At 73.8% G+C, this 10,721-nt stretch carries 8 protein-coding genes; 5 read left to right on the top strand and 3 right to left on the bottom strand.

Translation table 11 applies throughout. The features are described from left to right. A partial coding sequence (locus tag MTQ10_RS21695) for a TerD family protein (RefSeq protein ID WP_247470958.1) occupies window positions 1-543 on the bottom strand: 543 nt, incomplete at its 3' end. A 251-nt stretch (window positions 544-794) separates the two neighbouring features. Here MTQ10_RS21695 and MTQ10_RS21690 point away from each other — a divergent pair. The 4 genes from MTQ10_RS21690 to MTQ10_RS21675 all read left to right on the top strand — a co-directional run bounded on the left by MTQ10_RS21690 (window position 795) and on the right by MTQ10_RS21675 (window position 5,519). Continuing rightward, entirely contained in the window at window positions 795-1,226 is a 432-nt protein-coding gene (locus MTQ10_RS21690; protein WP_247470955.1) for a DUF6643 family protein, read from the top strand. 43 nt (window positions 1,227-1,269) lie between these two features. Continuing rightward, window positions 1,270-2,100 (top strand): MOSC domain-containing protein, encoded by an 831-nt coding sequence (locus MTQ10_RS21685; protein WP_247470953.1) that lies wholly within the window; start codon window positions 1,270-1,272, stop codon window positions 2,098-2,100. 230 nt (window positions 2,101-2,330) lie between these two features. Further along, window positions 2,331-2,936 carry an Rv1733c family protein gene (locus tag MTQ10_RS21680; RefSeq protein ID WP_247470948.1) on the top strand — a complete coding sequence of 202 codons (606 nt, stop codon included), beginning with the start codon at window positions 2,331-2,333 and terminating at the stop codon, window positions 2,934-2,936. A 150-nt stretch (window positions 2,937-3,086) separates the two neighbouring features. After that, a complete protein-coding gene (locus MTQ10_RS21675; protein ID WP_247470946.1) occupies window positions 3,087-5,519 on the top strand; it encodes a right-handed parallel beta-helix repeat-containing protein in 2,433 nt (810 codons plus the stop codon). 105 nt (window positions 5,520-5,624) lie between these two features. On the opposite strand, the gene MTQ10_RS21670 is transcribed toward MTQ10_RS21675, so the two are convergent. Beyond that, window positions 5,625-7,943: a hypothetical protein gene (locus tag MTQ10_RS21670; protein ID WP_247470961.1), complete on the bottom strand. Its 2,319-nt coding sequence runs from the start codon at window positions 7,941-7,943 to the stop codon at window positions 5,625-5,627. A 456-nt stretch (window positions 7,944-8,399) separates the two neighbouring features. On the opposite strand from MTQ10_RS21670, the gene MTQ10_RS21665 reads away from it, so the two are divergent. Next, window positions 8,400-9,239, top strand: a complete 840-nt coding sequence (locus MTQ10_RS21665) for a DeoR/GlpR family DNA-binding transcription regulator (protein ID WP_247470942.1) — start codon at window positions 8,400-8,402, stop codon at window positions 9,237-9,239. Between the two features lie 152 nt (window positions 9,240-9,391). On the opposite strand, the gene MTQ10_RS21660 is transcribed toward MTQ10_RS21665, so the two are convergent. Further along, the gene (locus MTQ10_RS21660) at window positions 9,392-10,516 is read right to left on the bottom strand and encodes a PLP-dependent cysteine synthase family protein (RefSeq protein ID WP_247470940.1); all 1,125 of its coding nucleotides are present in this window, start codon (window positions 10,514-10,516) and stop codon (window positions 9,392-9,394) included. Window positions 10,517-10,721 lie beyond the last annotated feature (205 nt).

Here is a 10,721-nt window from a genome sequence, read left to right as displayed (position 1 = left end):
TACACTTCTAGCTTCGTCGGCAGCGTCAGATTGTATAAGAGACAGGTAGTCGGTGGCGAGGCCTTCCAGGCCGCTGTCGTAGCCCTGTCCGACGGCCCGGAACTTCCAGGCGCCCTGCCGGCGGTAGAACTCGCCGAGCACGAAAGCGGTCTCGACGCTCGCTCCGGTGCTGTCGAAGCGGGCCACGACGGTGTCCCGGGCAGCGTCACGGACCTCGATGTACAGGCCGGGCACCTGGCCGAAGGTGCCGCCGTCGGCGGATGCGGCCAGGACGATCGTCTCGATCGTGCTCTCCACGCGCGCGAGGTCGACCAGCAGCGTGTCGGTCACCCGGCCTCCGCTGTCCTGCTTGCCCTCGTGGCGCACCGCGCCGGAAGGGTGCTCGGGCTGGTTGTAGAAGACGAAGTCCGCGTCGGAGCGGACCTTGCCGCCGACCAGCAGCAGGGCCGAGGCGTCCGCGTCGGGCACGCCCGGCCCCGAGCGCCTGCCCAGCTCGACGCGGAGTGCCGTCGTCGGCACCGGCGTGTTCGATCCCTTCGGCATGGACATCGGTGTCCCCATCCCGCCTCATCCCGCCTCACCGCGCCGGGCCGCTCCCGGCGCGCGCTCTCTCGAAAACCTACCCAACCGCCGGTAACAGCCTCGGAACTCGGCGTTTACCAGATTCATGCCCGGCGTGATGCCCCTTTTTCCCATGTTCGCTCTCGTTGGGGAAGCCCAGTCACTCCGAGCACGGAAAACAACCCTCTTATCGGTCTCCCCAACCAGCACATCGTGGGCTTAACTTATGTGCCATGACCTCCCCCCGCTCCACTTATGGCGGCGGCTACTACTCCGCCTCCTTCCCGGACACCCCGATCTACGACTCGCTCGTGGCCGAGCGGGGCACCCCGCAGATCGCCCCGATCCGGGTCCCCGCGGCCTACGACACGCCGGGCGGCAGTCTGCCCGCGCTGCCGTCGGCCCTGCCCGCCCTCCCGGCGGCCCCGTCCCAGCCTTCCTACGGGTACCCGCAGATGCCGCAGCCCGCACCGCTGCAGCAGGCTCCGGCGGCGTACATCCCGCAGCAGGCGTCCGCCCCGCGCGGCTATCCCGGACCGCAGCCCCAGCAGCCGCGTCCCGCCGCACCGGCCCCGGGCTACGAGGCGATGCGCCCCGCGGCGCCTCGCCCGGCCCCGGCTCCGTATCCGGATCCTTACAACAACCAGCAGTACCGCGGCTACTGATCCGCTGTTCCCGGCCGTCGCCGCCGACTGGCACGATGGCCGTATGGGGAATGCGGAGCTGCGGTCGATACATGTCCATCCGGTCAAGGCGTTCCGGGCACTGTCCGTCCGGGAGGCCGTCGTGGAGCCCTGGGGGCCGGCCGGAGACCGACGCTGGGCGCTGATCGACGACGGGGGAAAGGTCGTCACGCAACGCCGGCAGCCCCGGCTCGCCCTGGCCGTCGCCGAGCTTGCGCCCGGCGGCGGCCTTCGACTGTCCGCGCCCGGGATGCCGCCGCTGGAGGTCGCGGTGCCGGAGCCGGCGGGCACGGTCACGATCGACGTGTTCGACACCACGGTGGAGAGCGTCCTCGCCGACAGCTCCGCGCACGAGTGGTGCAGTGCCTATCTCGGTGCCGCCGTCCGTCTGGTGCACCTGGACGATCCCGCCACGCGCCGCCCCGTCGACCCCGAGTACGCGCTGCCGGGCGAGACGGTGTCCCTCGCCGACGCCTTCCCGCTGCTGGTCACGACGACGGCCTCGCTCGACGCCCTCAACGAGCTGATCGCGCGGGGCGACCGCGCGGACGAGGGCCCGCTGCCGATGAACCGTTTCCGCCCCAATCTGGTGGTCACCGGCACCACCGCCTGGGAGGAGGACAGCTGGACCCGGGTCGCCGTCGGCGAGGTCGTCTTCCGTGTGGCGACGACGTGCGGGCGCTGCCTGGTGACCACCACCGACCAGGACACCGGTGGACGCGGCAAGGAACCGCTGCGCACCCTGACCCGGCACCGTCGCATCGGCTCGCGGGCCGTCTTCGGCCAGTACCTGGTGCCGCTCGCTCCCGGCACGGTCCGCGTGGGCGACCCGGTCCGGGTGCTCGCCCGGGGGTGAGGGTGTCGCGGCGCGAGCCGGGCGCTTCCGGCCGCTCCCGAGCCGCTTCGCGCCGTTCCGGAAGGAGCGCCGCCGAGCGGGGAACCCTCCCGCGTACGCCGGTCGTTGTCCAGGATGCGCGGCGTTCGCGTGCGGTGCGGCCCGGAGGTGACGTGACGTCCGTCGCTTCCTCCCCGGCCCGTGCATGAACCGGCGCGTGCGGGTCACAAGGAGGGGAAGGGGGTTGGACGGTGAGGGCGATCAGCGGGCTGTGGCGCTGGCGGCACAATCCGCTGCGCCGAGGCACCGACCTGGCCGAGGCGTGGGTGGCCCTCGTGGCCCTCGTGCTGCTCCTGGTGGCCGCGCCCCTGTCCGGTGCCGCCGTCGGCGCGGTGACCGACGACGCCCTGCAGCAGTCCGTCCGCGACCAGCACCGCGCCCGGCACGCGGTGACCGCCACCGTCGTACGCCTGCTGGACGGTTCGGCGCCGGAGACGGACCCGGAGAGCATCACGGGCCGCGGCGCGCGCAGCCGTGTCGTCGCCGACTGGCCGGCGCCTGACGGATCCAGCCACCGCGGGCCGGTCATGTCGGGACTGAAGAACCCTCAGCCCGGCGACCGGTTCACCCTGTGGACCGACGACCGGGGCGTCATAGTGGCCCGCCCGCTGGACCCTGCGACGGCGACGACCCACTCGGTCCTCGCCGGGTTCGGCGCGGCGATGCTGTGCGCCGGCCTTGTCGAGGGGGTCAGACGTCTGATCGTCCGTCGCATGATCCGGCGCAGATATGCGCGCTGGGACCAGGCCTGGGACCGGACGGGACCGGACTGGGGCCGTACCGGCACGGGCAGCTGACCACGTTCGGCCTCCGGTCAACCGCCGCCGTCCGCGCACGCTACGGTGGACCGGCGGCTCCTCTGCGACCTTCCCGCGCACGAGGGGGCCGGTCAGGGCGCCCGGGGGCGACGAGCCATCAGGTACGACGAGGTGGGGGCACAGCAACGCATGGCACAGGGCACGGTCCAGGTGACGCACACCGGCACCTCGCGGTGGCGGCGCCGCACGGGTGAGTACTCGTCGCTCGCCGCCGCCCTGGAGGCCGCGGCCGACGGTGACGTGCTCACCGTCGCCCCCGGCACCTACCGGGAGAACCTCGTCCTGGAGCGGGCGGTGACGCTGCGCGGCCCGGAGGGCTCCCCCGGCAGTGTGCGCATCGCGCCGGCCGACGGGGTGCCGCTGACCGTGCGGGCCTCCGCGGTCGTGCAGGACCTCCATGTGGAGGGGCAGGACGCCGCAGCGCCCGCCTTGCTGGTGGAGGACGGCACGCCGGAGCTGCGGGACATCCGCGTCGTGACCCGCAGCGCCGCCGGCATCGAGGTGCGCGGCGCGGCTCGGCCGACGGTGCGGCGCTGCACGGTGGACAACCCGGCCGGTATCGGCATCGCCGTCCTGGACGGCGGGGGCGGGGTGTTCGAGGACTGCGAGGTGGTCGCCGCCGGCCAGTCCGGAATCGCGGTGCGCGGCGGCGCCCACCCCCGGCTGGAGCGCTGCCGGGTGCACCACACCTCGGGTGCGGGCCTGAGCGCGACGGGCGAGAACTCCGCGCTGGAGGCGCTGGGCTGCGAGGTGTACGAGGTCCGTGGCAGCGGCGTGCACATCACCGGCCGCGCCACCGGGCATCTGACGGACTGCGATGTGCACCGGACCACCGCCGACGGTCTCACCCTCGACACGGACGCGGTGCTGACGCTGGCCGACTGCCGTATCCACGACATCCCGGAGAACGCGGTCGATCTGCGCTCCCGCTCGGTCCTCACCCTGACCAGGACGACGGTCCGTCAGTTCGGCCGCAACGGCCTGTCGGTGTGGGATCCGGGCACGCGTGTGGACGCCAACCAGTGCGAGATCTTCGACAGCACGGGCGACTACCCGGCCGTCTGGGTCAGCGACGGCGCGACCGCCGTCCTGGACTCCTGCCGGGTGCACGACGTGCCGGACGCGCTGTTCGTCCTGGACAGAGGTTCGCGCGCGGACGTCGTCGACAGCGACCTCTCCCAGGTCCGCAACACCGCGGTGTCCGTCAGCGACGGCGCCACCGCCCAGCTCGACGACTGCCGCATCCGGGACGCGGCGACCGGCGCCTGGTTCCGCGACCACGGCAGCAGCGGCACACTCAGCAACTGCACGCTGGACGGCACCCAGACCGGGGTGATCGTCACCAAGGGCGCCGACCCCACCGTCGAACGGTGCACGGTCGACGCCCCCTCCGAGGCCGGGTTCTATGTCTCCGCGGGCGGGCGCGGCACGTTCGCGCACTGCCGGGTCACGGGCAGCAGCGGGTACGGCTTCCATGTGATCGACGGCTGCCGTACGACGCTGCGCCGCTGCCGCACGGAGCGGTGCGCGCGCGGGGGGTACGAGTTCGCCGACGGCGGCCCGGACGCGGCGCCGGGCAGCGGGCCGGTGGTGGAGGACTGCTCCAGCGACGAGAGCGGCGGTGTGCGCGCCACGGCGGTGCGGGAGACGGCCGTGCAGACACCGGCCCCCGCCCCCGTGCTGCCGGCTGCGGTGCCGGAGCCGCGCCCCGAGGTGCGTCCGGCCGCCGTCGACGCGCCCGGGCAGCCGGCCCGCAGCAGCAAGGACGTCCTGGCCGAGCTGGACGCCCTCGTCGGGCTGGAGAGCGTCAAGCGGGAGGTGCGGGCGCTCACCGACATGATCGAGGTGGGGCGGCGCCGGCAGCAGGCGGGACTGAAGGCCGCCTCGGTGAAGCGGCATCTGGTGTTCACGGGGTCGCCCGGCACCGGCAAGACCACGGTCGCCCGGCTCTACGGCGAGATCCTGGCGTCCCTCGGTGTGCTGGAGAAGGGCCACTTGGTGGAGGTGTCCCGGGTGGATCTGGTGGGCGAGCACATCGGCTCGACGGCGATCCGCACGCAGGAGGCGTTCGAACGGGCCCGCGGCGGGGTGCTGTTCATCGACGAGGCGTACGCGCTGTCGCCGGAGGACGCGGGCCGCGACTTCGGCAAGGAGGCCATCGACACGCTGGTGAAGCTGATGGAGGACCACCGCGACGCGGTCGTGGTGATCGTCGCCGGGTACACGGCGGAGATGGAGCGGTTCCTGTCCGTGAACCCGGGGGTGGCGTCCCGTTTCTCACGGACCATCACCTTCTCCGACTACGGCCCGGAGGAGCTGCTGCGGATCGTGGAGCAGCAGGCGGAGGAGCACGAGTACCGGCTGGGTCCCGGCACCGGCGAGGCGCTGCTGAAGTACTTCACGGCGATCCCCAAGGGCGCCGCGTTCGGCAACGGCCGTACCGCGCGGCAGACGTTCGAGGCGATGGTGGAGCGGCACGCGGGCCGGGTCGCGCAGGTGGCGGAGCCCAGCACCGACGATCTGACGCTGCTGTACCCGGAGGACCTGCCCGGGCTGCCGTGACGCGCCGGGGCTCGCGGGGCGGGAGCCGTACGGGGCCGTGAACACCCGACGGCCCTGCATCCGGCGACGGCGGCCCCCGTGACGTGTCCGAAGGGTCTCGCCCCGTCACCCCTCCCCCGCCGCCGCGTCGGCGCGGCCCGCTGCCGTGGCCTCCCCCGGCCCGCTGCCGGCCCCCTCGCCCGACGGCTCCCGCGGTGAGGGCATCTTCGGGTGCAGGCGGGCGAGCAGTGCGCGGCGCTCCTCGGCGAAGGCCGGGTCGGCCTGGTAGTCGGAGTGGCCGAGGATCGGTGCGGGCAGCGGGTGCCGCTCGGTGCGGCCGTAGGCGAGGGGGTCCAGCAGGGCCTCGCGGTCGACGTCGGGTCCGCCGGTCACCCGGACGGGGCCGCCGATCGGGTCGGTCGGCCGGTACAGGTTGCGCCAGCAGTCGACCTCGTCGTGCAAAGCGGCGAGCGCGGCGGGCCCGAAGTGGGCGGGGAACCAGCGGCCGTAGAGCCGCTCCAGCGGTGAGCCGTACGTCAGCAGTGCGACCCGTCTGCGCTCGGCCGGGCTGAGCTGCCAGGCCGCGGCGGCGGCGAGGACGCTGCCCTGGGAGTGCCCGGAGAGCACCAGGCGTCCCCCGGTGGCGCGGGTCCAGGTGGCGATGCGCCAGGTCAGGTCGGGCACGGCACGCTCGGCGTAGCAGGGCGGGGCGAAGGGGTGGGCGGCGCGCGGCCAGAAGGTGCCGACGTCCCACAGGATGCCGATGGTGCGGCGCGCGGAGGCGTCCTTGTACGCGCGTCGCCCCCAGGTGACGAAGAGCAGGAAGCCGAAGCCGACGAGCCAGGAGCCGAGGGCCTGGGCGGTCTGTGCCGCTCCCCGCACGAAGGCGGGCGCGCCGTCGGCGGCGCCGGTGGGGGTGCTGCCGGTGGTGAGGGCCCCGACGAGGGCGGCGGCGCCGAGGAGGAGGGTGCTGACGGCGGTGACGGCGACGACGAGCGGCGCCCGGTCGGTGAGCGCGGCCATGGCGCGGGCGGTGGCGATACGGCCGGTGCGGGCGGCGTCCTTCGGCTCGTCCGGGTAGGCGCGTTCCACCTCGGTGATCTGGGCGCGCCGCAGCCGCCAGGCCTGCCGGGCGAGCCGCGCGCACAGCACGATGAGGACCAGCAGGACCGCCGGGATGACGGAGGCCTGCCAGGTCAGCAGGACGGGCGGGCCGTCGATGGTGGCGCGGGTGCCGTCCAGCCAGTCGGCGACGCGCTGTGCGACCCCGCCGGACATGACGCCGCCGAGGGCGCAGGCCAGGGTGGCGACGGCGGGGCCGCCGAGTCCGCGCATCGCGGCGCGGCGGTCGGGGCCGGCGCGGTGCAGGAGGTGGGCGACGACGGCCAGGGCGATGACCAGCAGGCCCTCCGTCAGGGCGAGGGCGCCGAAGGTGGCGTCGCCGGGCAGTCTGCCGGTCGAGGTCCAGCCGGGGCGGTCCCAGCCGGCGTACACGACGGTGACGGCGAGCAGGGCGAGGGCGCCCAGGGGCAGTCCGCGCACCAGGTGGGCGTCGAGGACCCGGTCGGGGCGGGATTCGCTGCGTCCGCGCCGGCACACCACCCACAGCACCGCGATCACGCCGGCCACCAGGGTGCCCTCCAGCAGCCGGCCGAGGACGTCGAGGAGGGGCGGGCCGCCCGGGCGGCGGTCGAAGCGTGCCGCGGGGGCGCCGACGGCGGCGGCGACGGTGAGCAGCCCGGCGGCGGTGTGCGCGGCGCGCAGCCGTGCCACGAGGCGCCGCCCGTACCAGAAGCCGGGCCGGCCCAGCGCGGTCGGGGACACCGTGTCGTCGAAGGAGCCGTCGGTGAGCGGCAGCTGGGACTCGTACGCCCGCCAGGTGCGGTGGGAGAGATACCAGAGCAGTCCGGTCAGGGCGGCGGGCACGACGGCGGCGAGGGCGAGCCGGCGGCCGGGCGGGCTCCACCAGCCGGGATGCGGCCCGGCCGGGGAGAGGAAGCCGAGCCAGGTGTGGCGGCCGGTGCACGCGTGTGTGCCCGCGCACTGCCAGGCCACCAGGTCGAGGGCGACCTCGCAGGCGGCGGCCACCAGCAGCACGGTGAGGGTGAGGCCGGTGAGCCGTACGAGGAGGCCGTAGAGGCGGGTGGTGCGGGTGCGGCCGGGGGCGGAGGGCCGCATCCAGTGGGCGAGGTTGACCACCATGAACGGGAGCAGCACCAGCCACAGGGCGCGGGTGCCGTTGCCGGAGGTGAGGTTGCACCACACGTAGGCCTCACGGACCGGCCGGTGGGCGTGCTCGGCGGGGTGCGCCTCGGCGTCGACGTCGTCGGCGCGGCGGAAGACGGCGGCGATGTCGTCGCCGGTGACGCGTTCGGTGCGCGGGTCGTCGAGCATGCCCTCGGGGGTGGCGCCGCCGACTCCGTGCACGAGGAGTTCCAGCGCCATCGGGGGCGGTGCGGTGCTGTCCGCGTCGCGGCCCACCGGCCGGTCTCCCGCCTCGGGTTCCACTGTCCGCACCTCCCCCGTGACACGCTGTCGCCTGTGTCCGTGCGGGCACAGGATCTCCGCTGCGGGCCCCTGGTACACCTCTCGTCACGGAATCTCCCCGGTCCGGGTGAGGTGCGGGGGCCCGGATCGTGCCGTGTGGCATGTGCGCGTCGGGGCGGGGGTGCCGCGCGGTGTGCGGTGGCGTGAAAGGATTGAGGCGTCCGCGGCCCAGGGATGCGCGAAGATGCTTGTCGCAGCGGGTGCGCCGGGCGTGTCGGAAGCACGCCTAACCCTGCGCCGGACGTGCACCCCGGCACGGGGCGGGCGCCGGGCGCGTGGCGGACCGGGCCGGACGGCGGCCCGTCGTGTGTCGGACGCTGTGAGACGGCTTGAGGCGAAAGGACCGGAGCGTACGTGAGCGAGAACCAGAACCTCCTCGCGGAGCAGCGACGCGCTCTCATCGTGGACGAGGTCCGGCGCCGGGGCGGGGTCCGCGTCAACGAGCTGACCCGCAAGCTCGGCGTGTCGGACATGACGGTACGTCGTGACCTGGACGCGTTGGCCCGGCAGGGAGTTCTGGAGAAGGTGCACGGCGGTGCGGTGCCCGTCGTGGAGGCGAGCACGCACGAGCCGGGGTTCGAGGCGAAGTCGGGGCTGGAGCTGACCGCCAAGGAGGACATCGCGCGGGCGGCGGCAGAGCTGGTGTCGCCGGGCAGTGCGATCGCCCTGTCGGGCGGTACGACGACGTACGCGCTGGCGCAGCGGCTGCTGGACGTGCCGGATCTGACGGTGGTGACGAACTCGGTGCGGGTCGCGGACGTCTTCCATGCCGCGCAGCGCTCGTCGGGTCAGCGGCAGGGCTCGGCCACGGTGGTGCTGACCGGCGGGGTGCGCACGCCGTCCGACTCGCTGGTGGGGCCGGTGGCGGACCAGGCGATCGCCTCGCTCCATTTCGATCTGCTGTTCCTCGGTGTGCACGGGATATCCCTGGAGGCGGGGCTGTCCACACCGAATCTCGCGGAAGCGGAGACCAACCGGCGGCTGGTGCAGTCGGCGCGGCGCGTGGTGGTGGTCGCGGACCACACCAAGTGGGGCACGGTGGGTCTGAGTTCGTTCGCGAAGCTGGAGCAGGTCGACACCTGGGTCACCGACGGCGGGCTGCCCGACGGGGCCCGCGCGGAGGTGTCCGAGCGGGTGCGGCTGCTCGTGGTGGCGGGCGAGGACGCCGACGGGAACGGCAGCGCGGGCGACTGACGGCGTGTCGGCCGGGCGGGGCCGCCCCCTGGGGTGCGTCCGCCCGGGAGGGTCGTCACGGGCCGTGCGGTGTCCTGCGGTGGGTCCGTCCGGTGTCCCCCGCTGAGTCCCCGATGTCCTCCGGTGAGTCCGTCCGGTGTCCCCGGGCGGGTTCAGTCCGGCCACACCCCGGTGGTCAGCAGGGTGTCGATCGCAGCGCTGTACGGGGCGATGTCCAGGCCCTGCTCCGCGAGCCACGTGTCCGAGTAGTACTTGTCCAGGTAGCGGTCACCCGGGTCGCACAGCAGCGTGACGACGCTGCCCCGGCGGCCCTCGGCAACCATCTCCGCGACGATCTTCAGGGCGCTCCACAGTCCGGTGCCGGTGGAGCCGCCCGCCTTGCGTCCGATCACCTTCTCCAGGGCGCGGACGGCGGCGACGGACGCCGCGTCGGGCACCTTCATCATCCGGTCGATCGCGCCGGGCACGAAGCTGGGTTCCATCCGCGGCCGGCCGATGCCCTCGATACGGGAGCCGCAGTCGCAGGTGACGTCCCCGTCGCCGGTCGTCCACCCCTCGAAGAAGCAGGAGTTCTCCGGGTCGGCGACGCAGATCCGCGTGTCGTACTGCATGTAGTGCACGTACCGGGCGATGGTCGCCGAGGTGCCGCCCGTGCCGGCCGTCGCGACGATCCACGCCGGCTCCGGGTACCGCTCCAGCTCCAGCTGACGGAAGATCGACTCGGCGATGTTGTTGTTGCCGCGCCAGTCGGTGGCGCGTTCCGCGTAGGTGAACTGGTCCATGTAGTGGCCGCCGGTCTCCTCCGCGAGGCGCGCCGACTCCTCGTACATGCGGCGGGGGTCGTCGACGAAGTGACAGCGCCCGCCGTGGAATTCGATCAGCCGGATCTTCTCCGCGCTGGTGGTGCGCGGCATCACGGCGACGAACGGCACGCCGATCAGTTTCGCGAAGTACGCCTCCGACACGGCCGTCGAACCGCTGGACGCCTCGATGACGGGCCGGCCCGGCCTGATCCAGCCGTTGCACAGGCCGTACAGGAACAGGGAGCGGGCGAGGCGGTGCTTGAGGCTGCCGGTGGGATGCGTCGACTCGTCCTTGAGGTACAGGTCGATGCCCCAGTGCTCGGGCAGCGGGAACCGCAGCAGGTGTGTGTCGGCCGACCGGTTGGCGTCCGCCTGCACCTTGCGGACGGCCTCTTTCAGCCAGTCGCGGTAGGCGGCGTCGCTGCGGTCGACGTCCAGGGTCTCGCCGGTCCGGGGCTGCTGTGCGGTGTTCACGGATGGGCTCCTCACGCTTCGCGCCGATGGCGCGTCGCGCGCCTGACACTCCGATGATAGGCACCGATGACACGCTTCTCACCTGCATAAACGCATCTTTGGGGAGCCCCAAGGAAGGCCTGGGGCGCCCTGTGGAGGAGCCGCCGGGCCGGCTCCGGGCGAGGGCCGCGGGCGGGGTACGGCCGGGCGCCGGGCGGGGCCGGAG

Source organism: Streptomyces sp. XM83C (assembly GCF_023072675.1).
GTDB lineage: Bacteria > Actinomycetota > Actinomycetes > Streptomycetales > Streptomycetaceae > Streptomyces > Streptomyces thermocoprophilus.
This window is presented reverse-complemented; position numbering and strand designations above follow the sequence as displayed.